The sequence below is a fragment of the Microbacterium sp. LWH11-1.2 genome (assembly GCF_038397745.1).
In the GTDB taxonomy this organism is placed as follows: Bacteria; Actinomycetota; Actinomycetes; order Actinomycetales; family Microbacteriaceae; genus Microbacterium.
On the sequence record NZ_CP151636.1, the window covers coordinates 1151233 to 1176704 of the forward strand.

Consider the following 25472-nt stretch of genomic DNA (forward strand, 5'->3'; position numbering starts at 1 on the left):
GTGGGTAAGTGACGCACCAGTACGAACTCATGGTCATTCTGACCCCCGAGATCGACGAGCGCCAGGTCGCACCTACGCTCGACAAGTTCCTGAAGGTCATCACCAACGATGGTGGCTCGATCGACAAGGTCGACATCTGGGGTAAGCGCCGTCTGGCCTACGAGATCCAGAAGAAGAACGAGGGCATCTACGCCGTCGTCAACTTCACCGCTACCAGCGAGGCCACGCAGGAGCTCGACCGTCAGCTGAAGCTGAACGAGCAGATCATGCGCACCAAGGTCCTCCGTTCGGAAGAAGCTCAGGCGATGGTCGCATTCGAGGCCAAGCGCACCGAAGAGAAGGCTGCCCGCAAGGCCGCCAAGGCTGCGAAGGCCTAAGCGCCATGGCCGGCGAAACCGTCATCACCGTGGTGGGAAACCTCACGGCCGACCCCGAGCTGCGCTACACGCAGAACGGGCTGCCGGTGGCGAACTTCACCATCGCATCGACGCCTCGGAACTTCGACCGTGCCGCGAACGAGTGGAAGGACGGCGATGCGCTGTTCCTCCGTGCGTCCGTGTGGCGCGAGTTCGCCGAGCACGTGGCGGGCTCGCTGACGAAGGGCATGCGCGTCATCGCGCAGGGTCGCCTCCGTCAGCGCTCCTACCAGGACCGCGAGGGCAACCAGCGCACCGCGATCGAGCTGGAGGTCGACGAGATCGGCCCCTCGCTCCGGTACGCGACCGCGCAGGTCACCCGTGCGGCGTCGACCGGCGGTGCCGGTGGTGCCGGCGGCGGACAGTCCCGTCCCGCGCAGCAGCAGGTGTCGGAGGAGCCGTGGTCTACGCCCGGCTCGTCGACCAGCGCGGATGCCTGGAGCACTCCCGGCAGCTTCGGCGACGACACTCCCTTCTAAACTCATCTCCGCGGTCTGAGCCGGGGCCCATGGGCCCCTGAGCTTGTCGAAGGGCCGCTCATCATTAAGGAAAACCAATGGCTGGAAAGTCGAGCGGCGACCGCCGCAAGCCGCGGAAGGGTGGCAAGCCCACCGCTCCCGCGAAGTCCATCCGGGTCGGTGTCATCGATTACAAGGATGTCGCCACCCTCCGCAAGTTCGTCTCGGAGCGCGGCAAGATCCGCGCCCGTCGTATCACCGGTGTCTCGGTGCAGGAGCAGCGTCTGATCGCCACGGCGATCAAGAACGCGCGCGAAATGGCGCTCCTGCCCTACGCTGGCGCCGGCCGGTAAGGGGTATCGAGATGGCAAAGCTGATTCTCACGAACGAGGTCGCAGGTCTGGGTAGCGCCGGTGACGTCGTCGAGGTCAAGAACGGGTACGCCCGTAACTTCCTCATCCCGCAGGGCTTCGCTACGGCGTGGACCCGCGGTGGCGAAAAGCAGGTCGCTTCGATCCAGGCCGCGCGTCAGGCACGCGCGATCCACGATCGTGACGACGCTGTCGCACTGAAGAACGCTCTCGAGGGCACCAAGGTGCGCCTCACGGTCAAGGCCGGCAAGGAAGGTCGTCTCTTCGGCTCCGTCAAGACCGAGCACGTCGCCGACGCCGTCGCGGCTGCCGGCATCGGCACGATCGACAAGCGCAAGGTGCAGATCACCTCGCCGATCAAGTCGACGGGTGACCACGAGGCCACCGTTCGTCTGCACGACGACGTGACCGCGGTCATCACGCTGCAGGTCGTCGCCGCCAAGTAGTTCCCGGTGGGCCACTGAGCCCGTCGAAGTGCGCCCCCTGTTCTCCGGCTTCTGCCGGGACAGGGGGCGTTCTGCGTCTCGGCGTGCAGTGCGTCGTCTGTCCGCCTCGAGTTCTGCGGCCATCTCGAACCTCTGCGGCCTGAATCCACGCTCGAGGCCGCAGAACGTGCGATGGGCCGCAGAACCTGCCGTCCCGAGGGCATGACGGATGCCCCGTGGTTGCGCCACGGGGCATCCGCGCGCCGGCGCGAGAGCGGACGGCGAGCCGTTCGCACTGGCCGCGCCGACGCACCGGCGGTGCGGAGCCTCCTCCCCCGAGGACGAGCGCACCGCCGGCGTCTGCGCTACGCCGTCGTGCGACGGCGTAGCAGGCCCGCTCCTCCGAGGAGGAGCAGGAGTGCGGCGAGTGCGACCAGACCGGAGGCGGTGGCGTCGCCGGTCATGGCGAGGCCTTCCGCTGCGCCGGCTGCCGAACCGGCCGTGGCCGCCCCGGATGCCGGACCGCTTCCCGGCGTCGTGCCCGGGTCGGTTCCGGGGTCGGTGCCGGGGTCGGTTCCGGGATCCGTTCCAGGGTCGGTTCCAGGGTCAGTGCCGGGATCGGTTCCCGGGTCCGTTCCGGGATTCGTCCCAGGTCCGGTGACGGTGCTCTCTCCGACCACCGCGATGGCGTTGCCGCCGACGGTGATCGGGATGCTCACCGGGAGCACGACCTGGCTGCCGCCGAGAAGCCCTCCCAGTCCGGACGTGTCGATCCCGCCGACGGCAGGAACCGCCGGTGCCGGTGCTGCGCCTGCTCCACCGGTCACCGCGCTGGTGCCCAGGACCGAGACGGCGTTGCCGAGCACCGCGACCGGCGCCGTGACGGGCGCCACGACCTGCGTGCCGCCGGCGAGCGAGTCATCCCCGCCCGTCGACGCGTCACCGCCGGATGCCGGTGCCGGGGCTGCGCCTGCTCCGCCGGTCACCGCGCTGGTGCCGAGGACCGAGACGGCGTTGCCGAGGACCGAGACCGGTGCCGTGACGGGTGCCACGACCTGCGTGCCGCCGGCGATGCCGTCGGTGCCGGAGGTCTCCGCATCGGCGGGAGCGCCCACCTGACCGCCGGAGGGCGCTGCGCCCGGCGAACCCGTGACCGTGCTGTCGCCACCGATCGCGATCGCGTTGCCGACGGCGGAGATGGGTGCGCTGACCGGCGCCACCACCTGGGTGCCTCCGAGGATCGAGTCGTCTCCCGACGTCGTCCCCTCCGCTCCGGGTGCGGCGCCCGCCGTCGGTTCGCCCGAGGACGATCCGGTGGCCGCGCTCTCCCCGAGCACGGAGATGGCGTTGCCGCCGACCGTGATCGGTGCAGTGACCGGTGCGACCACCTGGGTGCCGCCGGCGACGGCATCCGTTCCGTCGGTCTCGGTGGCCACGGGCGTCGTCGCTGCGGGGGCCGGTGCCGCGGATCCCTGCGTCGTCGCGCTGCTTTCACCGAGGACCGAGACGGCGTTGCCCGACACGGTGATCGGGACGTCGACCTGCAGCACCGCCTGCGTGCCCGAGAGCACGCCGTCGATGCCGCTGGTCGTCACGGACGGCACCCCGGCGGCGGGAGTCGAGGCCTGGGGAGCCTCGCTCTGGGAAGCCGCGGCCGGGGTGCTGGTCGAGGAGGTGCCGAGAACGCTCACCGCGTTGTCCGTCACGGTGACGGGGACGGTGACGGACACCACGGCCTGGGAGCCGGATGCCGCGCCCGAGTCGCCGCTCGTGTCCGCCGCGGGTGCGGGGGCAGGAGGCGGAGGAGTGGGCGCGGCGTCGTCGGCGGGTGCCGGAGCGGATGCCTCGGCGGTGGAGGTGCCGAGCACCGAGATCGCGTTGTCGACGATCGTGATCGGCGCGGTGACCACGGCCACCGCCTGTGTGCCGGAGAGAAGGCTGTCGTCTCCGGATGTCTCGGCCGCGTTGGCGACCGTCGCGCCGCAGAGCGTGATGCCCCCGGCGATGAGCGTGCCCCACAGGGCCCGCTTCAGATAGGTACGCATGATGATTCTCCTGACTGGACTGGGGGAGTCTGGATGGGTGCGGGCGAAGTGCGCGCGCAGCACAGCATCTGCCGTCCTCGGGGTGAGGGCGGCGCGACTGTCAGTCAGTCAGGAGAGACGTCGGTGGCGAAGACCGGCGACGTCGGCAGGGCGTCGTCGGATGCACCGGCAGCCCGCTCCCAGGCACGGAGCGGAGACGCGCCGACGTCGCTGACGCGAGCGTGGGCGCTGCTGTTCCCTCCGCCGGAACCGGCGAAGGAAGAAGGCGTTCCAGGACCTCCTGGCGGGGCGCCGGAGGACGGCCCGGAGGGCGCGTCCGATGCCCCGCGCTCGCTCACAGTGCCCCTGGGGATGGTAGCGGGGACTACGGGCGAAGCGGAGGCGAGCGCGGGGGTCGTGGACGGGAGAGCGCGGGCGGATGCCGTGGCAGTCACGAGCTGCGCGGCGGAGCCGGCACCCGGTGTCGCGGGTTCGGCCGGAACGGATGCTGTCGGGTCCAGGCTCACGAGGATCGGCGGCACGGTCTCCTCCGCCGCCTCGCCGATCACGCCGGTCGCGGTGTCGACGATGCCGATGACGTCACGGACCAGGTCGGCGGCGCCGACGTCGTCGACGAGTTCTCCGACGATCGGTAGACCGGTGACGGCATCCAGGATCGGGTCGGTGATCTGCGCGACGGGAGCGCGTGTGAGAGCGTCGGTGACCGGCGCGACCGCGTTCTGCGCCGTCTGGGACACCGCCTGGACGATCGGTGCGGCGATTTCTCCGAGAAGCGGGACCTCGGTGGCGATGCTGGTGACCGTGCTCACGACGGCGGGTGCCTCCTGCTGCACGGGAGCGACGACGGTCGTGACGACGGGGGCGACCACCTCGGTCACGACGGGGGCGACCACGTCGGAGAGGACGGGGGTCGTGACGGCCGACACCGTCTCGCCGACGATCGACGTGAGCCCGTCGAGCGGGCCGTCGGACTGCTCGTCGGCGTGCGCTGTGCCTCCGCCGGCGACGACGGTGAGCGTCGCCCAGGCGAGCGCGACGAGACCGCCCCATTTGACGGCGGTGGGGATGCCGCGTCGGGTGGCCCGAACGTTCACGTCAACCTCCCCCTCTGAAGGCAACGCACCATCGACACGAACGTGCGTCGATGGGCCGACGATACTCGCGCTTAAGGCGGTTGTCCAGGGCTATTTCGCGCAGCCGCGAACGCTCATCGCGCGATGACGCGCCCGGCAGAATCTCGGCTTGACTTTCCCCAGGTTCTGCACATGTCGTCCCGTGATGGCAAAACCTTCAATCAACCCTTGAACCCGGTTCTCATCCACAGGCTGGGGAATCGAGAAAACCCAGGTCAGCGCGATTAAGAAAACCGATATGAGATGCCATCCACCGGGTTATCCACACCGGTTCTACACAGACACTCCGGCTTTGTCCGCACGCTCTCCACAGGGTTATCCACAGGCTGTGTTGCACCCGAATCATGCCGCTCGTACCGTGGTCGAGCGACCGAATGTCGGGGGCTCCTGATTCGCTGTGCACGGCGGCCGGAACGGCCGGACGGACACGGCTCCGCCCTCCGGGGCGGCGCATTCGGAAACGTCGCATCGAAGGGAAAAGCGTGTCGATCGCGGACATCTCAGAGGAGCGCCTGGGAGGGCAGCGCCCGCCCGAGCGCACGCCTCCGCACGACCTCCTCGCCGAGCAGAGCGCGCTGGGCGGCATGCTGCTGTCGAAAGACGCCGTCGCCGACGTGATCGAGACCCTCAAGGGCGCCGACTTCTACATCCCGAAGCACGAGCTGATCTTCGAGGCGATCCTGTCGCTGTACTCGCACGGCGAGCCGACCGACGTCGTGGCCGTCACCGATGAGCTCATCAAGACCGGCGAGCTGGGCCGGGCCGGCGGCGCCGACTACCTGCACACGCTCACCTCGATCGTCCCGACCGCGGCGAACGCCGGGTACTACGCGGGGATCGTCAACGAACGAGCCATCCTCCGTCGCCTGGTCGACGCGGGCACGCGCATCGTGCAGCTCGGGTATGCCGGTGAGGGCGACGCGACCGACATCGTCAACAACGCCCAGGCCGAGATCTACTCGGTCACCGGAACCGAGACGGCCGAAGACTACGTGCCGCTGACCACGGCCGTCGATGCGGCGATCGAGGAGATCGAGGCCGCGAACGGCCGCGACGGCTCGATGACCGGCATCCCGACCGGGTTCAAAGAGCTCGACGAGCTCACCAACGGCCTTCACGGTGGTCAGATGATCGTCGTCGCGGCCCGTCCCGCCATGGGTAAGTCGACGCTCGCGCTCGACTTCGCCCGCGCGGCATCCATCGGCCACGACTTCCCGTCGATCTTCTTCTCTCTCGAGATGGGCAAGAGCGAGATCGCGATGCGTCTGCTCAGCGCCGAGGGCGGCATCCCGCTGCAGAACATGCGCAAGGGAACGCTCGACCCGCGCGACTGGACCACCGTCGCCGCGACCCGTGGTCGCATCAACGACGCGCCCCTCTACATCGATGACAGCCCCAACATGACGCTCGTCGAGATCCGCGCCAAGTGCCGTCGTCTCAAGCAGCGCGAGGGCCTGCGCATGGTCATCATCGACTACCTGCAGCTCATGACGTCGGGGAAGCGCGTCGAGTCGCGTCAGCAGGAGGTCTCCGAGTTCTCGCGAAGCCTCAAGCTCATCGCGAAGGAGCTGCAGGTCCCCGTGATCGCGCTGTCGCAACTGAACCGTGGTCCCGAGCAGCGTCAGGACAAGAAGCCCGCGATCAGCGACCTGCGTGAGTCCGGCTCGATCGAGCAGGATGCCGACATGGTCATCCTGCTGCACCGCGACTCGGTCTACGACAAGGACGTGCGTCCCGGCGAGGCCGACCTCATCGTCGCCAAGCACCGTAACGGTCCGACCGCCACGATCACCGTGGCGTTCCAGGGCCACTACTCGCGCTTCATGGACATGGCCCCGGGCGGCGACTTCAACTGAGTCGTCCGTCGGCGTTCGCGCCGTCGATGCGGGGATGTCGGGGGAGAGGTGGCGGTTGTGCGGGATGAGCGTCGCGCGGGCGTGACACCGACGCGCACGGTGGTGCTCACCGGGGCGCGTGCACCTGTCGCTCTCGATCTCGCGCGGCGCTTCGCCGAGTCGGGGTGGGGCGTGATCGTCGCCGACAGCGAGCCCCATCTGACAGCGCGTTCCCGCGCCGTGCGTCGTGCCTATCGGGTGCCGTCGGCGCGGTTCCGGCCGGTGGAGTTCGCGCGTGCGATCGCCGGGATCGCGCGTCGGCACCGCGCCGATCTCATCGTCCCGACCTGCGAGGAGATCTTCTGGCTCAGTGCGGTGCTCAAGGCGGGGGACGCCCTCGAGGCGGACGGGCGGGCGCCCATCGGTGACGGCGTGCAGCGCGATCTCGCCCTGCTTCGGGGGCGGCTGTTCGCCCCGGAGCCCGGGGCGCTCGCGCGGCTGCATCACAAGGGACGGTTCGCCGCGCTGCTCGACGAGCTCGGCCTGCCGCACCCGCGCACCGAGGTGGTCTCGTCGGCCATCGAATGGAGGCGGCGACCTTCGACGCCCGGGGGATGGCTCTGGGGGGAAAGGGTCGTGAAGCCCGCATTCTCGCGGTTCGGCACCCGCACGATAGTGCTGGCCGAGGGAGAGCCCCTTCCGCACGTGGGCCGCATCACAGCCGAGCAGCCGTGGCTCGTGCAGGAACGGGTGACCGGTCGGGAGCTGTGCATCTCCGCGGTGGCGGTCGGGGGAAAGCTCACGGCGTTCGTCCTGTACGAACCGCTGTCGCGGGCCGGGCACGGCGCCGGGGTGGTGTTCCAACGCATCGAGGAGAGCGACCCGGTCCACGGCTCCGCACGTTCTCTGGCCGCGACGCTCGCCGGCGGGCTCGACCTCACCGGTCAGTTCGGCCTCGATCTCCTGCACACGGACGCGGAGCTCACCATCCTCGAGTGCAACCCTCGAGCGACCAGCGGCATTCACCTCTTCGGCCCCGGCGACCGGCTCGCCGACGCGTTCCGCCCTGCCGTCGCCGTCGAACCGGACCGGACGGTCGTCGACCTCGTCACGGCGTCGCGCGAGGTGGTGCGGCTCGGAGTGCCTCATCTCCTGTACGGGCCGAGGGGCGTACGGTCGGCGGGTGACGCGGCGGCCTTCCTGCGGCAGACGAAGGCCCCGGATGTCCTTTCCGAACCGGGTGATCGAGTGGCGCTGCCCACGCTCGCCCGGTCACTCCTCGTGCAGATGCGCACCGCCCGCACATCACGCGTCTCGCTCCTCGGCGCCTCGACTCATGACATCGAGTGGAACGGGGAGGTCGTCCTGTTGCCGTCCGACGAGGCGCAGCCGAACGAGCCGCGACAGGACGAGCCGGATGCGTGCGCGCAGCCCTGGGCGGACGCGTTCGTCGACGCCGTCGCTCACGCCGGTGGCACGCGTGAGGTCGCATCCAATGTCGACGTCGAGCTCTCGGTCGTCGAGATCGGCGGTGCGCGGCTGCCGATGACCGTTCCCCGACCCATGTCTCCGCGCCCGGGCGGGAAGAGCGCGGCCGCCGACCCGCCGAGCTACGTCGTGTCACCCGTCACGCACTACCTGCACTACGCCCGCGAGGAGGTCGGCGAGCTGCGTTCGCGCGCGGCCCGATTCGCCGCGCGAGGGCTGCTGCGCGCCCTCGGGGTGGCACTGGCTGTGTCGCGCGTCGACGACGTCGTGTTCGTGGGCAACGCCTTGGTCTCCACCAATCTTCATCCGCAGGTCGCAGAACACGATCTCGCCGATCTCACCGCGACGCTGCGATCGGCCCATCCCCGACGGGCGATCGGCTGGCGCAGCGTGCACGGCCGCGGGAGCCTGATGCCCGAGATGCTGCGCCGTTGCGGCTATCGCCTCATTCCCGCTCGCAGCGTGCTGTTCACCGACACCCGGGGGAGCGGATGGGCGCGTGTCCGTGACACCACTCGCGACCGCTCCGTCTACGAGAAGTCGGCCTATCGCGCCCGCCTCGCCGTCGTCGATCCGCTGACCGGAATGTCGCCGCTGCCCGTCCGAGAGCGGATCGCCCAGCTCTACGCGCAGCTGTACGTCGACAAGTACTCCCGTCTCAACCCCCGCTACACCGCCGCGTTCATCGGCGCGGCGCAGCAGAGCGGGCTCCTCGAGTTCGTGCTGCTCGAACACGAGGCCGACGCGCGCATCGACGGGGTCTTCGGGTTCCGTGCGGCCGATGGCTTCCTCGCCGCTCCTGTTCTCGGGTACGACACGGCGCTCCCGCAGGAACTCGGCCTCTACCGGATGCTCAGCTACCTGGTCGCCCGCACCGCTCACGAGAACGGGGTCCAGCTGCACAACTCGAGCGGCGTGGCCGAGTTCAAGCGCAACCGAGGGGCGGAGCCGGAGTTCGAATACACCGCCGTGTACACCAGACACCTCCCCTGGCGTCACCGCGTCGGCTGGAGTCTGCTCGAGACGGTGGTGAGAACCGTGGCGGTTCCCCTGGTGCTGCGGGAAGGGCTCTGACGCCTCGTCCGCCGTCAGCGCCGCACGCCCACGTACACCGTGTTCGACGAGACCCCGCCGGTGAGGCGGTTGTCGAAGTCGACGACGTGCGCGCGGCTGTCGTCGAAGATCGCGCCCAGCGTGTTCAGGAACTCCTCATCGGGCGGATCGTCGGACCACAGGGCGAAGACGCCATGGTCGGCGAGGTGCCGGGCGAGCGCGGTGAGCCCCGCCTCGGTGTAGAGGTCGGCGTGCGACGGGTCGAGCGTGTGGCGCGGCGAGTGGTCGACGTCGAGCAGGATCGCGTCGTGATGGCGGGCGTCGGCACCCGGCTCCTGGCGCATGACCGCGAAGAAGTCGTCGTGGGTCAGCGTCGTCCGAGGATCGTCCACGAGCTGCGCCGACACCGGCAGCAGCTTCCGCTCGTGCCATCCGATCACCGCGGGGAGCGCGTCGATCACCTCGAGTCGCGCCACCCGGGCATCGGCCAACGCGGTCACCGCCGTGTACCCGAGGCCCAGCCCGCCGACGAGTACGTTCAGGTGGTCACCCGTCGCGGCGGCGAGCCCCAGCGTCGCGAGTTCCTCCTCGGCCACCGTGAAGAGGCTCGACATGAGGTACTCGTCCTCGAGCTTGACCTCGTAGATCATCTCGCTGGTCGCCGGGTCCGCGCGACGGCGGAGCATGAGCTCGCCCATACGCGTCCTCTGCCAGTCCAGCTCTTCGTATCGTGCGATCATCGCGGAGCCTCTCGTCGGCAGACGTCCCACCCTACGCGCCCGCCGCCTCGACTGATCCGGCCCCGCGCCGTGGAGCCGGTGGCAGACTGAGCGGATGCCGGTCTACTGGGTCAATACCTTCACGAGCATCCGTGATCCGGAGCGTCTCCGTCTGTACGTCGATCTCGCCGGTCCGGCGATGCTCGCCGGGGGAGGGCGTTTCATCGCTCGCGGAGAGCCACTCGCCGTGCTCGAGGGCGAGGCGGCACTGCGCACGACCATCATCGAGTTCCCCGACCTCGAAGCCGCTGTCGCGGCGTATCACTCCGATGCCTATCAGCAGGCGCTGCGCACCCTCGGAGACGCGGCGACCAGGGAGATCCGCGTGATCGACGCGGCACCGCCCGCCGAATAGCGCTATGCCACCTGCTCGAGCAGCGACTTCGCCACCCGTCGCGCCGCGGGGAACGGGTTCGGAAAGGTCTCCATCCCGACGGTGACGATGGCGCCCTCGTAGAGCAGCATCAGCGCTTCTGCCATCGCTCGAGCATCCGGCACCCCGGCCTCCTGGCAGAGGTCTTCGAAGACGTCGAGAAGCCACACCTTCTGGCGCGCCACCTCGGGGAAGACCGGGTGCCCGTCGTGCCCGTCGCCGATCTCGGCGCGGGCGTTGATGGCGCTGCACCCCTTGGAGCTGTTGTCGTCGGACCACGACTCGGCGGCATCGAAGATCGTCAGGATCCGCTCCACGCCTGGTGCCGGTACGCGCGCGAGATTCGCTGCCACGTGGTCGCGCCATCGCGCGTCGCGGTGCTGGAGGTAGGCGACGACCAGCGTCTCCTTCGAGCCGAATCGGTCGTAGAGGGTCTTCTTCGTGACGCCGGCGGCCTCCGCGATCGTATCGACCCCGACCGCATGGATGCCGCGTTCGTAGAAGAGATGCGACGCGGCATCGAGCACCCGGCGGGCGCCGGGGGTCAGCGGGGCGAGTTCCGGGACCGGCTGCTTCATGCCTCGAGTATACCAACCTGTATAGTCGAGGGATGAGTAAACAGATCGGTATAGTATCTGCCTTCCTCACGGTCGCGGCGGCCACGGCATTCGTGGTCACCTGGAGCTCCGGGTTCCTCATCGCGGCGATCGCGACCGTCGACGCCGCGCCGGTGACGCTGCTCGTCTGGCGCTTCGTGCCGCTGGCGGGCGTCCTGCTGATCGTCGCCTTCGCCACGGGGTCCTTCCGCGACACCACGGTGTCCGATCTCCGCTGGCAGGGGGCCGTCGGCCTGTTCGCGCAGTTCGGCTACTGCACGGCGACCTATGCCGCGCTCGCCGCCGGCATCGCGACGGGAACGGTCGCCCTGATCGACGCCGTGCAGCCTCTCGTGATCGCCCTGCTCGTCGGTCCTCTCCTCGGCCTGCACGTGCGCGGCATCCAGTGGATCGGCCTGGCCCTCGGGGCCGTCGGCGTCGTGTTCGTCGTGCGGTCGCAGCTCGGCCAGTCCGACGCGCATCCGCTCGTGTACCTCCTTCTCGCCGTCGCGATGGCGTGCCTGATCGCCGGCACGATCATCCAGCGTCGGCGCGACCCGAGGATCGCTGTGCTCCCGACCCTGGCGATCCACGCCGCGGTGTCAGCGGTCGCGCTCATGGTGCTCGCCGCGGCGACGGGCGCCCTCCTGCCGCCCGCTTCGGCATCCTTCTGGGCGGCGACCGCGCTCGCCGCGGCGTTCCCGACGCTCGCGGCGTACGGGCTCTACTGGTGGCTGCTGCGCCGTATCGGCATCACGGCGCTCAACGCGCTGCTCTTCCTCATCGCCCCGTTCACGGCGGTGGCCGGAGCCGTCGTCCTCGGAGAGACGCTGACCGTCGTGACGCTGCTGGGCTTCCTGCTCTGCGGCCTGGGTGTCGGGATGGTGCTCGCTTCGGAGGCGCGCGCAGGCCGAGAGCGGACGCCCCGGTCAGAGGCGGAGCACGCCCTCGCCCACGATGATCCCCGTTCCGGAGATCGTCACCACGGCACCGTCGACGAGCAGGCCGATGCGGCTGGGGCGGCCGAGGGCCGTGCCCTGCTCCACCGTGATCGGAGTGCCCTCGTGTGCGAGTCCGTCGCGCACGAGGAGTGCGGCGAGCGGACCCGCGGCCGTGCCGGTCGCGGGGTCCTCGACGATCCCCACGGTCGGATTGAAGAACCGTGCGTAGGCGTCGATCCCTGATCCCGGCTCGACGGCGGTCGTGTAGAGGTAGCAGCCTTCGGCGCCGACGTCGGCAAGGAACTCACGCAGGCCCGCGGTGTCGGGCTGGGCCGTATCGACGGCATCCGGGTTCCGCGCGGGAACGAGCAGATGCTCGGCACCCGTGGAGACGACCTGCGCCGCGCGATCGTCGCTGAGGTCGGTCGCATCGAGCCCGAGGACCGCGGCGAGGGCGCCCCGTCGCTCGCCGGTGACCGCCGTCAGGAATCGCGGCTCCGACTGCTGCATCGTGACGACCGCTCGGCCCGCGCCATCGCGCGTGGCGCTGACCGGGAGCAGTTCGTCGCCGATCTGCTGCACGTACCGCCCACCGTTCTCATCCAGCCGACCGGATGCCGCCAGCCACAGCCACGCGCCCATCGCGTTGTGCCCCGCGCCGAGCACTTCGAAGCCGCCGGGGGTGAAGGACCGCAGGCGATGATCCGCGCCGGGCAGCGTCGGACGCACGAGGAAGGTCGTCTCCGACTGGTTGAACTCGCGAGCGATGGCCTGCATCGTCTCGGCCGTCAGCGCGTCGGCGTCCGGGACGAGCGCGAGAGGGTTCCCGGCGAGAGGGGCGGTCGCGAAGACGTCCACCCAGAAGAAGGGCACGTTCATAGGTCGTCCTCCGGCCGTCGCGGTGTGTCCTCCCCATGCTAGGAATCCCGAGGCGGTGCGTCTACGCGCCGGATGCCTCCCGCTGATCATGCAGGTTGAACACCTCGACGAGCGGGGTGGCGGCCTGGTCGGCGCGGCCCTCGAGTCCGACGAAGAACTCGGCCATCGAGGCCTCCCACTTCGCGGCGACCGGTGATGCCGCGAGGTAGGCGCGGGCGGCCTCGTCGTCGTCGGTCTCGTAGTAGCCGAAGAGCCGGCCGCCCTCACCGAGGAAGATCGAGTAGTTGCGGCGTCCGGACGCGGCGATCTCCGCGAGCATCTCCGGCCAGACCGGAGTGTGCCGGGCGACGTACTCGTCGATCATCCCCGGGGCGATCTGCAGCTGGAACGCGATGCGTTCGGTCATGGGTTCTCCTTCGGTTCGTCAGTTCGCACGGGTGGTCGCGGTCGACCGGCGCACGACCAGCTCGGGCTGGAACACGGTCTGCCGGGGGATGAGCTCCGGATCGTCGCACTCCTCGAGCAGCACGCGCAGCGCCGTGCGGCCGATCATCCCGCTCGGCTGTCGGATCGACGTGATCGGCACGGCGGCGGCCGCCGCGAACGCGATGTCGTCGAAGCCGATGAGGGCGATCTCCTGCGGCACCAGCATCCGTCCGTCGAGGATGAGCGACTGCAGCAGTCCCAGGGCGATCAGGTCGTTCGCGGCGAACATGGCATCGGGCCACTCGCGCCGCGGTCGGCTCAGCACGCGGGCGCCGACCGCCACGCCCTCTTCCACGGTCATCGCGTCCGTGGCGAGAACCTCGAGCTCGACGGGATCGAGCGCGTTGTCGGCGGCGACCCGCGCCCCGGCGAGCCGGTCGGTCACCTGCCGCATGTCCATCGGCCCTCCGACGAACGCGATGCGGCGTCGGCCCGTCTCGATGAGGTGCTCGACCGCCATCCTGCCGCCGGCGACCGAGTCGACCGAGACCGAGCTGAACCGGCTGTTGCCGCCGAAGCGGTCGACGAGAACCGCGCGGATGCCGCGGGCCCGCAGTCGTTCGAGGCGCGGGAGGATGTCGCCGTAGGGGGAGATCAGCACGCCCCGGACCTGCTGCTCCTCGAAGAGGTCGAGGTACATGCGCTCGCGGTCGGAGTCCTCATCGGTGTTGCCGTAGAGCACAGCGATGTTGTGGCGCGAGGCCTCATCCTCCGCTCCCCGCACGACGTCGTTGAAGAACGGGTTCTGCCCGTTGAGCACGACGAAGCCGACGGTCGTGCTCACACCGGCGCGCAGCTTGCGGGCAGCGTCGTTGCGCACGTAGCCCAGGTCCTCGATCGCCTTCAGCACGCGCTCGGATGCATCGCTCGACACCGTCTCGGGCCGGTTGAGCACGTTCGACACCGTGCCGACCGAGACGCCCGCCTTCTGGGCGACGTCTCTGATGCTGACGACCATCTGCGCTCCTTCGCTGCGGTGATCTTCGCCGCTCGGTAACCGTCCGGGGCCGAATCCGGACTGTGACTTGACCGGTGGGGATGCGGTGCTTACAGTATCCCTGAATCGAGTTTGAATCGATTCATCATATTCAACCTCGACGAGGAGGCACCAGTGCCCATCGATGCCGCACCTGTGGTCCTCGAACTCTCGAAGGTCGTGAAGTCGTTCGGCGCAGTGGTGGCACTGCGCTCGGGGAGCCTGCGGCTGACGACCGGTTCGATACACGCCCTCATCGGCGAGAACGGCGCCGGGAAGTCGACGCTCGTCAAGATCGTCGCCGGCCTGTATCACCGCGACGGCGGTTCGTTCCAGCTCGACGGCGAGGACGTCGACTTCTCGTCGACCGCGCAGTCCAAGGCCGCGGGGATCGCCGTGATCTACCAGGAGCCCACGCTGTTCCCCGACCTGTCGGTGACCGAGAACATCTTCATGGGCAGGCAGCCGGTCGCGCGGCTCGGCCGCATCGATCGCAAGGCGATGCGCCGCGAGGTCGAGCGCCTGTTCACCCGACTCGGCGTGTCGATCGACCCCGATCGTCCGGCGGAGGGTCTCTCGATCGCCGACCAGCAGGTCATCGAGATCGCCAAGGCCGTGTCGCTCGACGCGAAGGTGCTCGTCATGGACGAGCCGACTGCGGCGCTGTCGGGCGTCGAGGTCGAGCGGCTGTTCGCGATCGCCCGGAGTCTGCGCGACGAGGGCCGGGGTCTGATCTTCATCTCGCACCGCTTCGACGAGGTCTTCGCACTGTGCGACACCGTCACCGTGATGCGCGACGGCACCTACATCTCGACGACGCCGATCGCGGAGACCACCCCCGCCGAGCTCGTGCGGCAGATGGTCGGCCGCGACATCACCGAGCTCTTCCCCAAGCAGGAGACGACGATCGGGGAGCCGCTGCTCGAGGTCGAGAGCCTCACCAGCCCCGGCATCTTCCACGACATCTCGTTCACGGTCCGCTCCGGCGAGATCCTGGGGCTGGCGGGCCTGGTCGGCGCCGGCCGGAGCGAAGTGGCACGCGCCGTCTTCGGCATCGACGACTACCGCGAGGGGACGGTGACGATGAAGGGCCGGCGGATTCCCCGGTCGCGTCCCACCGACGCCATGCGCGCCGGTCTCGCCCTGGTGCCGGAGGACCGTCGCAAGCAGGGGCTCGTGATCGAGTCGGGGGTCGGCCGCAACATCACGACCGCCATCCGGCGCCGCCTCTCCCGCTTCGGCCTCATCACGACGGGCGTGGAGAACCGCGCCGCCCGCGAGTGGGCCAGCCGCCTCGAGGTCAAGGCGCACGCTCTCGACACGGTCACCGCCACGCTGTCCGGCGGCAACCAGCAGAAGGTCGTGCTGGCGAAGTGGCTCGCCACGCAGCCCGACGTGCTCATCATCGACGAGCCCACCCGCGGCATCGACGTCGGCACGAAAGCCGAGGTCCATCGTCTGCTGTCGCAGCTGGCTGCGGAGGGCAAGGGCATCCTGATGATCTCGTCCGAGCTGCCCGAGGTGCTGGGCATGGCCGACCGCGTGCTCGTCATGCGCGAGGGGCGCATCACCGCCGAGCTCGCCCGCGCGGACGCCACATCCGAGAACGTCATGTTCGCCGCGACCCACGCCTCGCCGCAGCACACCACCGGCACCGACGCGGGAGAGAACTCGTGACCATCACCACCTCCACCACCCGCATCCCGGTGTCGGGCCTGACCAAGCGCATCGGCACGCTCGGCAAGGCCCGCGAGTTCGGCATCCTGATCGCCCTGGCCCTCGTCGTCGCCGCGGCCACCGCGAAGAACCCCGCGTTCCTCTTCAGCCCCGACGGCTGGCGCGACCTGCTGCTGACGCCGTCGATCCTCGTGCTCGTCGCGGTCGGACAGGCGTTCGTCATCATCACCCGGAACGTCGACCTGTCGGTCGGTTCGGTGATGGGGCTCTCGGCGTATCTCACCGGCCGCATGTTCATCGACTTCCCGGGCATCCCGATCCCGATCGTCGTGCTGTGCGCGGTCCTGTTCGGCGCCGCGCTCGGGCTCATCAACGGCGCCCTCGTCGCCTTCGCCCGGGTGCCCGCGATGGTGATCACGCTCGGAACGCTGTACGCCTACCGCGGCATCAACGTGATCTGGGCGGGCTCCACCCGGGTCAACGCCTCGGACATGCCCCGGGACTTCCTGGCGATCGGCACCGGCGACATCCTCACCATCCCGATCCTCGCGATCGTCGCCCTCGTCGTGCTCGCGGCAGCGGCCTGGTACATGCGGAACACCCGCGGCGGACGCGAGTACTATGCGATCGGCTCCGACCCGGCAGCCGCCGAGCTCTACGGCCTCCGAGTCGTGCGGCGCGTGCTCACCGCGTTCATCCTGTCGGGTGCACTCGCGGGTCTCGCGGGCGTCTTCTACGCCGCGCGCTACGGCTCGGTGAGCTCGCAGGCCGGCGCCGGCTGGGAGCTGGATGCCGTCGGCGCGGCCGTCATCGGCGGCATCGCCATCACCGGCGGCGTCGGAACCGTCTGGGGAGCGGCCATCGGCGCGATGCTCCTGATGACCATCAACCGGGCGCTCCCGATCCTCGGCATCCCGGACTTCTGGCAGCGGGCCGTGGTCGGCGTGCTCATCATCGGCGCGATCGTGCTGGACCGCTGGCTGGCCGTGCGGCAGAGGCAGCGACTCATCGAAGCGAGGGACCAGTCATGAACTCCGTGACCACCACGAGCACCAACCGCGTCACGCGCGACTTCGAGAAGCCGCTCTGGCGGCGGGTCATCGTGAGCCGCGAGATGGCCGTCGTCGGTCTGCTGATCGTCGTCGTCCTGTACTCGATGGTCGCGGTCCGCGGCTTCGGGCAGCCGATCACCGTGAACTACCTCCTGCTGGACGTCGCGCCGATCCTGCTCATCGCCCTGCCGATGACGCTCATCATGATCACCGGCGAGATCGACCTCTCGGTCGGCAGCATGGTCGGGCTCGCGAGCGTCGTCACCGGCGCCGGCGTGCAGGCCGGGCTGCCGTTCGAGGTGGCCGCGCTCCTCGCGCTGCTCGTCGGGGCTGTCGGAGGCGCATTCAACGGCTTCCTCGTGACGGTGGTCGGACTGCCCTCGCTCGCCGTCACGATCGGCACGCTCGCGCTGTTCCGCGGACTCGCGGTCGGACTGCTGGGCACGACAGCGGTCACCGACTTCCCGGCGCTGTGGACGGCCCTCGCGAAGGCGAAGATCGCGGGCACGACGATCCCGTACATCATGGTGCCGTTCCTGATCCTGCTGGTGGTCTTCATCATCGTGCTGCAGTTCACGCCGTTCGGTCGGGGGATCTACGCGATCGGCCTGTCGAAGGATGCCGCCCGCTTCTCGGGCGTGCACGTCGACCGCACGAAGTTCATCCTCTTCGTCCTCGCCGGCGTGGTCTCGGCGTTCGCCGGGATCTACTACACGCTGCGCTTCGGCAGCGCGCGCGGCGACAACGCCACAGGGCTGGAGCTGCAGGTCATCGCCGCGGTCGTCCTCGGCGGAGTCTCGGTCTTCGGCGGGCGCGGGCAGCTCTACGGCGTCGTCGCGGCCGTCCTCCTCATCGGCGTGCTGTCGAGCGCCCTGCGCCTCGCGAACGTCACCTCCGATGTGATCAACGTCATCACGGGAGTGCTGCTGGTGCTGTCGGTCGTCAGTGCCAGCATCCTCACCTGGTTCCAGAGATCTCGACGTCGTCCCAGCCGACCCCCACGCGTCGCAGCGAGCACAGCCTGACGACAGCTGCGTCCTTCGGCCGACGACATCCGTCCCGGCCGCCCGCACGAAAGGAAGAAACAATGAAGTTTGCACGCAAGCGTGTGGCCGCGGTGGCCGCCATCGCGGTCGCCACCGCCCTCGCCCTCTCCGGCTGCGCCGACACCGGCACCTCCGGCGGAGGCGACTCGTCCGGAGACTCGGGCGGCAGCGACAACCTCGCGATCACGTTCCTGCCCAAGAGCCTCGGCAACCCCTACTTCGACACGTCGAGCAAGGGCGGGGCTGCCGCGGTGGAGGAGCTCGGCGGCACGTTCTCCGAGGTCGGCCCTGCCGAGTCCGGGCCCGACGCCCAGGTGAGCTACATCAACACCGCCACGCAGCAGGGCGTCGGCGCGCTGGTCGTGTCGGCAAACGATCCGAAGGCGATCTGCGACGCGCTCGACGAGGCGCGCGCGGCGAACGTCAAGGTCGTCACGTTCGACTCGGACACGAACCCCGAGTGCCGCGACCTGTTCATCAACCAGGCGACGGCCGATGGCATCGCGAAGATCCAGGTCGACCTCATCGCCGAGCAGATCGGGGATGCCGGTGAGATCGCGATCGTCTCGGCGACCGCGAACGCGACCAACCAGAACGCCTGGATCGACAAGATGAAGGAGCTGCTCGCCGCGGATCACCCCGACATCACGCTGGTCGACGTCGTCTACGGCGATGACGACGAGCAGATCTCTTTCGACAAGACGGCCGCGCTGCTGCAGTCGCACCCGAACCTGAAGGGCATCATCTCGCCCACGACGATCGGCATCTCGGCTGCGGCGCGCTACCTCTCCACCTCGGACTACAAGGGGAAGGTCGCGCTGACGGGCCTCGGCACCCCGAACCAGATGCGCGAGTACGTCGAGGACGGCACCGTCACCGCGTTCGCGCTGTGGAACCCGGAGGACCTCGGCTACCTGTCGGCCTTCGCCGCCGCCGCGCTCATCAAGGGCGACATCACGGGCAAGGAAGGCGACACATTCGAGGCGGGCGAGCTCGGCTCGTTCACGGTCGGCCCTGACGCCACCGTGCTGCTGGGCGACCCGTACGTCTTCGACAAGGAGAACATCGGCGAGTTCGACTTCTGAGTCCGATCCGATCGCGAAGGGCCCGGCCGGGGAGATCCGGCCGGGCCCTTTCGCGCGCAGCATCCGCCTGGCTCGTTCGCCTCTTCTCCCCTTTCGCGGGGAGGCTGGGCGCACGCGATGCAGGAGATCTCACGACAGGAAGGAGCCTGTGGGAGATGGGCTCCTGCGCGACGTGAGATCTCCTGCAATCCGTGCAGGAGAGACCAGCGGATGCCGCGCGGCTCACGCCGTGGCGAGGCCCGCGATCCAGGTGACGAGGTGATCACGCAGGCCGGCGGCGGCCTCGACGTCGAGTCGGCGCGGGTCGGGGCCGAAGACCCCGTGCAGGGGATGGTCGGTGCGGTGCCGGTCCTGCCCGAACGGGTCCTCGTCCGCGGGCGCGGGGAAGGCATCCGGGTCCGGCAGGGCATCGACGTGCACGAGCTCCGGCGCGAGAGCGTGCAGCAGCAGCGATTCGAACCGGCCCGCGTGGTCGGGCGCGACCGGGGGTTGCGGTGCCTGGCCGAGCGTGCGGGCCACGACGTGCAACGGCTCGCCCGTCGCGTTCCACTGCTCGGCGACGCGGGTGATGAGGTCGCGCTGCTCGTCGGCGAAGTGTCCGCTCAGGAGCACCGCACGACGGATGCCGAACTCGGATAGGCGCGACAGCGTCTCGGTCAGCAGCGTCTCGATCGCCGCGGGGGAGTCGCTCATGATCGTCCACGGGTACCGGGAGTGCTCGCCGCCCACTGCCTGGTAGACGGCTGGCAGCACGACCCCTCCGCTCGCCTCGGCCGCGCGCAGGCACAGTCCGTAGGCGGTGAGGGCGTCGAGGCCGATCGGCAGATGCGGGCCGTGGAACTCCAGCGAGCCGAGCGGTAGATACGCGACGGATGCCGCGGCCAGGCGCTCGTCGATCTCCTGCGGGCTGAGCCGCTCGACGGCGGCGGGGCGACTGGTCATATGTAGAAGTTCCTCTCCCACTCGAAGCGTGCCAGGCGGTCGCGGAGCCCTGCGACGAGACCCTGCCCGTCGGCGAACGACAGGTTGCGCGCGATGCGCCGCTGCGACGTCATTCCGACGATCGCGGTCGACACCTCCGGGCGGTCGAGGACGAACCGCACGGCCGCCTCGTCGAGGCCGTCGTAGTACTCCTCGGTGACCTTCTTCATCTCGGCGATGCGCGCCAGCGTCTCGGTGAAGCGCTCGCCGCGGAACATCGTCTTGAGCACGGAGCCGTCGGCCCACTCGTCGTACGAGGCAGCGGTCCAGGCGCCGCTCAGCGATCCGGAGTCCAGCACGACGCGAGCGATGATCGCCGTGCCCGATGCCGCTGCTGCCCCCAAGAGCGCCTGCTCGGGCTTCTGCTCGAAGATGTTGTGGATCACCTGGATCGAATCCACGAGACCCGCCTCTGCGAGAACGACACCCTCGTCGGCACGGTAGTCCCGCAGCGAGACCCCGATCCGGTCGACCTTGCCCTCGGCCTGCAGCTCCTGCAGGGCGTCGAGCCAGCCGCGGTCGTGCATGCCGCCCGGCATCCAGCAGTGCAGCTGCAGCAGGTCGAGGCGCTCCACACCGAGGCGACGCAGCGACTGCTCGGCCTGGGCGCGGATGTACTCGCGGGGATAGGCGATCGCGATGTCGGGGTCGTCGACCGACGGGTGCGGCCACGCGGTGGGCTGGATCTTCGTGGCGACGTAGATGCGTTCGCCGTTCCACTCCCGCAGCGATCGGCCGACGACCTCTTCGCTGTGCCCCGAGCCGTACATCTCCGCGGTGTCGACGAAGTCGATGCCCCGCTCGTAGGCGTCGAGGAGCGCACGGACCGAGGCGTCGTCGTCGACGGGCCCCCACTGCCCACCGAGCTGCCATGCTCCGAAGGAGACCTCGCTGATGTCCCAGCCTGTGCGTCCGAAGGGTCGGCGGTGTACGGCCATGTGCGGGTGCGCTCCTTCACGCTCGGGCGCAGGGGCTGCGCGACCTGCGGTCAAATCTACGGACGATCCCCGCGCGGTTATGTGCGTGAGAACCCGGAAACATGGACTGGGCGATCACTCGCCGCCGGCGATCAGGGGCGGAGCGTCGCGCGGGCGAACCGGCTGGGGGCCACGCCGTACGCGCGGCGGAAGGCACGCGAGAAGTAGAGCGGATCCGGGTATCCGACGAGCTGGGCCACCTCGCTCACGCGCAGTCCGGTCGTCCGGAGCAGCCCGGCGGCCTCGCGGAGGCGCGTGTGCCGGACCCAGGACTGCAGCGACTCGCCCGTGTGCCGGGCGAACAGGCGTTGCGCGGTGGTCTCGCTGCAGCGGGCGGCTTCGGCCACACGGGCGACCGTGAGCGGCTCGGCGATGTGGTGGCGGATGAACGTCATCATCAGCTCGAGCGCGCCGGGGAGCGTCGTCTGCGCCGCGTGCACATCGGCCCAGGAGTCGTTCTCGAGGAGGATGATGCGTCCGAGCGCGCGGAAGTACTCCTCGTCGAACGCGCCTTCTCCCCACCGCTCGATCGCGATGGTGCCGAACTCCGTGATGCGCCGGGCGGCCCCGTTCTGCATGGTCGACAACCCGACCCGGAACGCGGCAGGGTCGCCGGTGCGCGCCGGGTCCTGCAGCAGCGGGTCTCCGGGGAGGTGCGCGACCCGGGGGACGACCGGGGACGACCGGTCGTGGCGCGGGACGATGTGCAGCGTGCCGATGTGGAAAGGCCCCCGCTCCTGGGCGCGGTACTCGACGTGATGACTCCAGGGCAGGCGGATCACGTGCTGCGCGTCGACCGCGAAGCGCTGGCCGCCGGCGCGGATCTCGCCGGCTCCGCTGATGACCCAGATGAAGGACACGCTCTTCACGTGCGGGTTGACGATGCGCTCGCCCGACGTGAACCGGTACCAGTTCGCGCCGACGACGACGGGGTCATCGTCGGAATCCATCGCGGCCCTGCCTCTCTTCGACGATGCTAGCCCGTGCGTCGCTCAGCGGCCCAGGTGCACCGAGACCGTCCCGGCCTCGTAGACGGCGACGGGATGCGCGAACGGCTGCGGTGTCAGCTGCTCCGCCTCGACGAGCGCCAGGTCGGGGAAGCTCTCCAGCAGCGCGGTGAGCGCCTCGCGGATCTCCACCCTGGCGACCTGCTGTCCGATGCAACCGTGGATGCCGTGCCCGAATCCGAGATGTCCGAACGCGTCGCGGCTGACGTCGAACTCCTCCGCGCGCTCCCAGTGGCCGGGATCGCGGTTGGCCGCGACCGGAGAGACGGCCACGGATGTGCCGGCCGTGATGGGGATCCCGTCGACGACCACGTCCTCCGTCGCGGTGCGCGCGAACAGGGTCACGAACATCGCTCCGACGCGCATGAACTCCTCCACCGCCATCCGGATCCTCTCGGGATCGTCGCGGAGGACGGCCAGCTGCGCCGGGTTCGTGAGCAGAGCGACGGATGCCGTGGCGATGAGGTACGCGACCGAGTCGCGACCAGCGCCCATGAGCAGCCGGAGCAGTCCCTCGATCTCGACCTGCTCCAGGTCGGCGCTGCCCAGCAGGTCGGTGATGACGTCCTCGCCGGGAGAGGCGCGGCGCTCCTCGAGGAGCGCACGGATGAAGTCGTACTTCTGCTGCGCGGTCGAGGACTCGACGAACAGCGCGACGAAGCGGTCGTAGTGATGGTCGGGGATGCCGATCACGTGGCAGTGCGTGCGCGCCGAGATCGGCATCGCGTAGTCGCGCCACAGGTCGACGACGGGTCCCCGCGCCTTCAGCTGTGCGATCTGCTCGGCGATCATCGTGCGGATCCACGGCTCGCGCGATCGCGCCTGCCGCACCGAGAACCGGGCGGTGACCGCGCGGCGCAGCCGGGAGTGCACCTCGCCGTCGAGGTTCAGCAGGTTGAGGTCGTCGGAGCGCTGCCCGGCCTCATCGAGGTCGCCCGGGGCCTCGAGCGGCACGGCGGCGCTCTCGGCCTGGTCATCTCCGTGGGCACCGTGGCCGGCATCGCCGGGCCCCACCGGCATCCGGCTCGGGCGCATGCTGAACCGCGGATCCTGCAGGACGCTCACGGCGGCCTCGTATCGCGTGGCGACGAGTCCTTCGTGGCCGTCCTGGAAGTCCAGGGGGACGAACGCGCCCTGCTCCCGCCACTCGGCGAGTTGCGGCGACGGCTTCAGCGGGGTCCCGTCGCCGGGGAGCGCGCGGGCGTGGAACGGGCATTCTGCGGGGATCGTCATCGACCGTCTCCTTCAGGGTTGCGGGGTGAGTGCAGGGGTGGCGGCGAGCACCTCGGCGCGTGCGGCACGGAAGTCCCGAGGGGAGGCGTTCCAGCCGACGACGCCGCGCGCGCCACCGGTCTCGTCTCTGCTCGCGAAGATCGCGCCTCGCGCCTCCGGGTCGGTGGTCCGTTCGACCAGGGGCGTGGCGGGGTCGAACCAGCCGTAGGCGTGGATGCGGGCGCCGTGGATCTCCGACCAGAAGAGGGGCACCGGCTGGGTGCCGTTCTCGCCGCGCGCGATGCGGACCGCGACCGCGACCGCCTGCTCGATCGCGTTGCTCTGGTGCTCGACCCGCACATGGCGTCCGCTGACGGGATCGGCCCATGCGGCGACGTCGCCGACTGCCGAGACGCCGGGAGCTGCGGTGCCGCTGCTGTCGCAGGCGATGCCGTCGTCGACGGAGAGGCCCGACGAGGCGAGCCACCCCGTGCGCGGCATCCCCCCGATCATGACGACGGCCAGGTCGACGCGGCGGACGGCCGTGCCGAGGGTGAGCTCCGCGGCACCGGAAGGCAGCGGCACGGCGGAGGCGATGTCGGCGCGCAGCGCGAGCTCGACGTCATTGTCCTCGTGCAGTCGGCTGAGCTCGTCGCTGAGGAGCGTGCCGACGCCCCCGAAGCCGAGGGCCCCGGACCGGCCGATCAGCAGGGTCTCGGCGCCGTGCTTGCGCGCGGCGCTGGCGATCTCCGAACCGAGGATGCCCGATCCGATCACGGCGATGCGCCGCGCTGCGCGCATTCGGTCGCGTAGTCGCTGCGCGTCGTCCATGGTGCGCAGCGTCGGCGCCCAGGGGAGGAGCGGATGCGAGCGCGGCTCGGTGCCGGTCGCGATGACGAGCTCGTCGAAGGGGATCGCGCCCTGCGCGGTGTGGAGGACGCGGGCCTCGACGTCGAGGCCGTGCGCGGCGCATCCGGTGCGCACGACGATGCCGAGATCGTCGAGCTCTGCGGCGGTGCGGATCGCGGCCTGGTCGGGTTCCCAGTCCCCGAGGAGGATCTGCTTCGAGAGGGGCGGACGCGTGTACGGCAGGTGCGGCTCATCGCCCAGCAGCAGGATCTCGCCGCCGAAACCCTCCTGGCGGAGTGTCTCGGCCGCGGTCAGTCCGCCGATGGAGGCGCCGACCACGACGACGCGAGCCGGCATCAGGGTGCCAACGAGATGGCGCGTGCGGGGCAGAGGCGCACCGCGCGGGTCGCCGCCTCGAGGTCGGAGCCCTGCGGATCGGGCTCCAGGAGCAGGACGATGCCGTCGTCGTCCTGGTCGAACACGTCGGGAGCCACGAGGGCGCACTGACCTGCACCGACGCAGGCGTCTGACTGGACCGTGATGCTCATCGGCACTCCTCTGTACTCGCGGGCTACACGGTCGATTCAACGCGCTGCCTCCCGTCGTTCCTAGACGCAGTGCGCTCAGAACATGGACTCAAGCGCCATCCGTGGAGAAGTCCGCCGTGCCGGTGGAGGAGCTGCCGGTCACTCGCCGGCGCGCGCCGCGAGTTCGTCGGCGATGCGGGCGACCGCGTTCTGCGCCTCTGTCAGGCGTGAGGCCTCGGCGTCGAGATCTGACCGGAGCGGCGCCGGGGCGTCGTGCTTCCGGGCGATCTGCAGGTTCGCGCGCAGGTTGATCGTCGCGCCGGCGAGTCCGGCGCGCAGGGCTTCCGCTGCGACCGCGAGATCCGCCTGCAGGTGCGGATTCCCGATCTCGGTGAGAACGCGCACCTCGGGCAGCAGCCGGATGCCGATGGCGCCGAGCCGCGTCGACGACTCGGCGGCCTCGATCGCGGCATCCCGCACGCGAGCGTCCCGCTCGGAGTCTTCCGCCGGCAGGGCGAGGGCGGCGCCGAAGCCTGCCGAGAGGATGCCGTCGGCCTCGGCGGCGTCCAGAGCCTCCACGCGCATGCGGGCGAGCCGGTCGGCGCACTCCGTCGCGCGGGGATCATCCGGCGTGTACTCCGCGACCATGCGCAGAAGCGACGCGGCGATCCCCAGCATCACCCCCGCCGCCGCGCCCCCGCCGGGCGCCCCGTTCGGCTGACCGAGCTGCGCCAGCCACCCGTCCAGAGGGGTGGACGTCGGCACGTCGGCGTCGTGATCCATGCGCGCAACCCTAACCCGTGCA

25 protein-coding genes and 1 pseudogene are annotated in these 25472 nt (G+C 69.9%); 12 read left to right on the forward strand and 14 right to left on the reverse strand.

Annotation, left to right across the window (positions count from 1 at the left end; genetic code table 11):
* Positions 1–8: 8 nt before the first annotated feature.
* From rpsF to rplI, 4 genes are all read left to right on the forward strand, one after another.
* Positions 9–377 (forward strand): 30S ribosomal protein S6, encoded by a 369-nt coding sequence (gene rpsF, locus MRBLWH11_RS05405; RefSeq protein WP_042541520.1) that lies wholly within the window; start codon positions 9–11, stop codon positions 375–377.
* Between the two features lie 5 nt (positions 378–382).
* Positions 383–895 (forward strand): single-stranded DNA-binding protein, encoded by a 513-nt coding sequence (locus MRBLWH11_RS05410; RefSeq protein ID WP_116633398.1) that lies wholly within the window; start codon positions 383–385, stop codon positions 893–895.
* 77 nt (positions 896–972) lie between these two features.
* Entirely contained in the window at positions 973–1227 is a 255-nt protein-coding gene (rpsR, locus tag MRBLWH11_RS05415; protein ID WP_017829850.1) for a 30S ribosomal protein S18, read from the forward strand.
* Positions 1228–1238: 11 nt separating this feature from the next.
* Positions 1239–1691: a 50S ribosomal protein L9 gene (gene rplI / locus MRBLWH11_RS05420; protein WP_116633399.1), complete on the forward strand. Its 453-nt coding sequence runs from the start codon at positions 1239–1241 to the stop codon at positions 1689–1691.
* A 344-nt stretch (positions 1692–2035) separates the two neighbouring features.
* Here the strand turns inward: rplI and MRBLWH11_RS05425 are convergent, their stop codons facing one another.
* A complete protein-coding gene (locus tag MRBLWH11_RS05425) occupies positions 2036–3715 on the reverse strand; it encodes a hypothetical protein (RefSeq protein WP_341947024.1) in 1680 nt (559 codons plus the stop codon).
* Positions 3716–3819: 104 nt separating this feature from the next.
* Entirely contained in the window at positions 3820–4809 is a 990-nt protein-coding gene (locus MRBLWH11_RS05430; RefSeq protein WP_341947025.1) for a hypothetical protein, read from the reverse strand.
* Positions 4810–5330: 521 nt separating this feature from the next.
* Between MRBLWH11_RS05430 and dnaB the strand changes: the two genes are divergently transcribed.
* Together dnaB and MRBLWH11_RS05440 are read left to right on the forward strand one after the other, a co-directional pair.
* The gene (gene dnaB, locus MRBLWH11_RS05435) at positions 5331–6704 is read left to right on the forward strand and encodes a replicative DNA helicase (RefSeq protein ID WP_116633405.1); all 1374 of its coding nucleotides are present in this window, start codon (positions 5331–5333) and stop codon (positions 6702–6704) included.
* Between the two features lie 81 nt (positions 6705–6785).
* Complete coding sequence (locus MRBLWH11_RS05440; RefSeq protein WP_341947026.1) at positions 6786–9245, forward strand: ATP-grasp domain-containing protein; 2460 nt, start codon at positions 6786–6788, stop codon at positions 9243–9245.
* A gap of 14 nt (positions 9246–9259) precedes the next feature.
* On the opposite strand, the gene MRBLWH11_RS05445 is transcribed toward MRBLWH11_RS05440, so the two are convergent.
* A complete protein-coding gene (locus MRBLWH11_RS05445; RefSeq protein ID WP_341947027.1) occupies positions 9260–9964 on the reverse strand; it encodes a spermidine synthase in 705 nt (234 codons plus the stop codon).
* Positions 9965–10058: 94 nt separating this feature from the next.
* On the opposite strand from MRBLWH11_RS05445, the gene MRBLWH11_RS05450 reads away from it, so the two are divergent.
* The gene (locus tag MRBLWH11_RS05450; RefSeq protein WP_341947028.1) at positions 10059–10358 is read left to right on the forward strand and encodes a DUF1330 domain-containing protein; all 300 of its coding nucleotides are present in this window, start codon (positions 10059–10061) and stop codon (positions 10356–10358) included.
* Between the two features lie 2 nt (positions 10359–10360).
* On the opposite strand, the gene MRBLWH11_RS05455 is transcribed toward MRBLWH11_RS05450, so the two are convergent.
* Positions 10361–10954, reverse strand: a complete 594-nt coding sequence (locus MRBLWH11_RS05455; protein WP_116633419.1) for a TetR/AcrR family transcriptional regulator — start codon at positions 10952–10954, stop codon at positions 10361–10363.
* Between the two features lie 32 nt (positions 10955–10986).
* On the opposite strand from MRBLWH11_RS05455, the pseudogene MRBLWH11_RS05460 reads away from it, so the two are divergent.
* Positions 10987–11850: pseudogene (locus MRBLWH11_RS05460) on the forward strand (DMT family transporter); the annotation flags it as partial.
* Between the two features lie 51 nt (positions 11851–11901).
* Here MRBLWH11_RS05460 and MRBLWH11_RS05465 read toward each other — a convergent pair.
* The 3 genes from MRBLWH11_RS05465 to MRBLWH11_RS05475 form a co-directional block, all read right to left on the reverse strand.
* Positions 11902–12792 carry a PhzF family phenazine biosynthesis protein gene (locus MRBLWH11_RS05465; protein WP_341947029.1) on the reverse strand — a complete coding sequence of 297 codons (891 nt, stop codon included), beginning with the start codon at positions 12790–12792 and terminating at the stop codon, positions 11902–11904.
* Between the two features lie 61 nt (positions 12793–12853).
* Complete coding sequence (locus MRBLWH11_RS05470; protein WP_341947030.1) at positions 12854–13198, reverse strand: L-rhamnose mutarotase; 345 nt, start codon at positions 13196–13198, stop codon at positions 12854–12856.
* Positions 13199–13216: 18 nt separating this feature from the next.
* Entirely contained in the window at positions 13217–14236 is a 1020-nt protein-coding gene (locus MRBLWH11_RS05475) for a LacI family DNA-binding transcriptional regulator (protein ID WP_341947032.1), read from the reverse strand.
* A 159-nt stretch (positions 14237–14395) separates the two neighbouring features.
* Here MRBLWH11_RS05475 and MRBLWH11_RS05480 point away from each other — a divergent pair, with 159 nt between their 5' ends.
* The 4 genes from MRBLWH11_RS05480 to rhaS all read left to right on the forward strand — a co-directional run bounded on the left by MRBLWH11_RS05480 (position 14396) and on the right by rhaS (position 19114).
* On the forward strand, positions 14396–15931 hold the full coding sequence (locus MRBLWH11_RS05480) for a sugar ABC transporter ATP-binding protein (protein ID WP_341947804.1): 1536 nt from the start codon (positions 14396–14398) through the stop codon (positions 15929–15931).
* Positions 15928–16962 (forward strand): ABC transporter permease, encoded by a 1035-nt coding sequence (locus MRBLWH11_RS05485; protein ID WP_341947033.1) that lies wholly within the window; start codon positions 15928–15930, stop codon positions 16960–16962. Before MRBLWH11_RS05480 ends, MRBLWH11_RS05485 begins: the two co-directional genes overlap by 4 nt.
* A complete protein-coding gene (locus tag MRBLWH11_RS05490; RefSeq protein ID WP_341947034.1) occupies positions 16959–18008 on the forward strand; it encodes an ABC transporter permease in 1050 nt (349 codons plus the stop codon). Before MRBLWH11_RS05485 ends, MRBLWH11_RS05490 begins: the two co-directional genes overlap by 4 nt.
* Positions 18009–18070: 62 nt before the next feature.
* On the forward strand, positions 18071–19114 hold the full coding sequence (gene rhaS, locus MRBLWH11_RS05495) for a rhamnose ABC transporter substrate-binding protein (RefSeq protein ID WP_341947035.1): 1044 nt from the start codon (positions 18071–18073) through the stop codon (positions 19112–19114).
* A gap of 222 nt (positions 19115–19336) precedes the next feature.
* Here the strand turns inward: rhaS and MRBLWH11_RS05500 are convergent, their stop codons facing one another.
* The 7 genes from MRBLWH11_RS05500 to MRBLWH11_RS05530 all read right to left on the reverse strand — a co-directional run bounded on the left by MRBLWH11_RS05500 (position 19337) and on the right by MRBLWH11_RS05530 (position 25450).
* Positions 19337–20056, reverse strand: coding sequence for a creatininase family protein (locus MRBLWH11_RS05500; protein WP_341947036.1), 720 nt, complete (start codon positions 20054–20056; stop codon positions 19337–19339).
* Positions 20053–21033 carry an aldo/keto reductase gene (locus MRBLWH11_RS05505; RefSeq protein WP_341947037.1) on the reverse strand — a complete coding sequence of 327 codons (981 nt, stop codon included), beginning with the start codon at positions 21031–21033 and terminating at the stop codon, positions 20053–20055. The genes MRBLWH11_RS05500 and MRBLWH11_RS05505 overlap by 4 nt, the downstream gene beginning before the upstream one ends.
* A gap of 131 nt (positions 21034–21164) precedes the next feature.
* On the reverse strand, positions 21165–22022 hold the full coding sequence (locus MRBLWH11_RS05510; RefSeq protein ID WP_341947038.1) for a helix-turn-helix transcriptional regulator: 858 nt from the start codon (positions 22020–22022) through the stop codon (positions 21165–21167).
* A 42-nt stretch (positions 22023–22064) separates the two neighbouring features.
* Positions 22065–23312, reverse strand: coding sequence for a cytochrome P450 (locus MRBLWH11_RS05515; RefSeq protein WP_341947039.1), 1248 nt, complete (start codon positions 23310–23312; stop codon positions 22065–22067).
* A gap of 12 nt (positions 23313–23324) precedes the next feature.
* The gene (locus tag MRBLWH11_RS05520; RefSeq protein ID WP_341947040.1) at positions 23325–24497 is read right to left on the reverse strand and encodes an FAD/NAD(P)-binding oxidoreductase; all 1173 of its coding nucleotides are present in this window, start codon (positions 24495–24497) and stop codon (positions 23325–23327) included.
* On the reverse strand, positions 24497–24694 hold the full coding sequence (locus MRBLWH11_RS05525) for a ferredoxin (protein WP_341947041.1): 198 nt from the start codon (positions 24692–24694) through the stop codon (positions 24497–24499). The genes MRBLWH11_RS05520 and MRBLWH11_RS05525 overlap by 1 nt, the downstream gene beginning before the upstream one ends.
* A 132-nt stretch (positions 24695–24826) precedes the next feature.
* On the reverse strand, positions 24827–25450 hold the full coding sequence (locus MRBLWH11_RS05530; RefSeq protein ID WP_341947042.1) for a cyclodeaminase/cyclohydrolase family protein: 624 nt from the start codon (positions 25448–25450) through the stop codon (positions 24827–24829).
* Positions 25451–25472: the final 22 nt, after the last annotated feature.

What these genes read in the sequence shown, in the direction of transcription:
- MRBLWH11_RS05410 (WP_116633398.1), top strand. Translation starts at nt 383, where the DNA reads ATGGCCGGCGAAACCGTCATCACCGTGGTGGGAAACCTCACGGCCGAC.
- rpsR (WP_017829850.1), top strand. Translation starts at nt 973, where the DNA reads ATGGCTGGAAAGTCGAGCGGCGACCGCCGCAAGCCGCGGAAGGGTGGC.
- rplI (WP_116633399.1), top strand. Translation starts at nt 1,239, where the DNA reads ATGGCAAAGCTGATTCTCACGAACGAGGTCGCAGGTCTGGGTAGCGCC.
- MRBLWH11_RS05425 (WP_341947024.1), bottom strand. Translation starts at nt 3,715, where the DNA reads ATGCGTACCTATCTGAAGCGGGCCCTGTGGGGCACGCTCATCGCCGGG.
- MRBLWH11_RS05445 (WP_341947027.1), bottom strand. Translation starts at nt 9,964, where the DNA reads ATGATCGCACGATACGAAGAGCTGGACTGGCAGAGGACGCGTATGGGC.
- MRBLWH11_RS05450 (WP_341947028.1), top strand. Translation starts at nt 10,059, where the DNA reads ATGCCGGTCTACTGGGTCAATACCTTCACGAGCATCCGTGATCCGGAG.
- MRBLWH11_RS05455 (WP_116633419.1), bottom strand. Translation starts at nt 10,954, where the DNA reads ATGAAGCAGCCGGTCCCGGAACTCGCCCCGCTGACCCCCGGCGCCCGC.
- MRBLWH11_RS05465 (WP_341947029.1), bottom strand. Translation starts at nt 12,792, where the DNA reads ATGAACGTGCCCTTCTTCTGGGTGGACGTCTTCGCGACCGCCCCTCTC.
- MRBLWH11_RS05470 (WP_341947030.1), bottom strand. Translation starts at nt 13,198, where the DNA reads ATGACCGAACGCATCGCGTTCCAGCTGCAGATCGCCCCGGGGATGATC.
- MRBLWH11_RS05475 (WP_341947032.1), bottom strand. Translation starts at nt 14,236, where the DNA reads ATGGTCGTCAGCATCAGAGACGTCGCCCAGAAGGCGGGCGTCTCGGTC.
- MRBLWH11_RS05490 (WP_341947034.1), top strand. Translation starts at nt 16,959, where the DNA reads ATGAACTCCGTGACCACCACGAGCACCAACCGCGTCACGCGCGACTTC.
- rhaS (WP_341947035.1), top strand. Translation starts at nt 18,071, where the DNA reads ATGAAGTTTGCACGCAAGCGTGTGGCCGCGGTGGCCGCCATCGCGGTC.
- MRBLWH11_RS05500 (WP_341947036.1), bottom strand. Translation starts at nt 20,056, where the DNA reads ATGACCAGTCGCCCCGCCGCCGTCGAGCGGCTCAGCCCGCAGGAGATC.
- MRBLWH11_RS05505 (WP_341947037.1), bottom strand. Translation starts at nt 21,033, where the DNA reads ATGGCCGTACACCGCCGACCCTTCGGACGCACAGGCTGGGACATCAGC.
- MRBLWH11_RS05510 (WP_341947038.1), bottom strand. Translation starts at nt 22,022, where the DNA reads ATGGATTCCGACGATGACCCCGTCGTCGTCGGCGCGAACTGGTACCGG.
- MRBLWH11_RS05515 (WP_341947039.1), bottom strand. Translation starts at nt 23,312, where the DNA reads ATGACGATCCCCGCAGAATGCCCGTTCCACGCCCGCGCGCTCCCCGGC.
- MRBLWH11_RS05520 (WP_341947040.1), bottom strand. Translation starts at nt 24,497, where the DNA reads ATGCCGGCTCGCGTCGTCGTGGTCGGCGCCTCCATCGGCGGACTGACC.
- MRBLWH11_RS05530 (WP_341947042.1), bottom strand. Translation starts at nt 25,450, where the DNA reads ATGGATCACGACGCCGACGTGCCGACGTCCACCCCTCTGGACGGGTGG.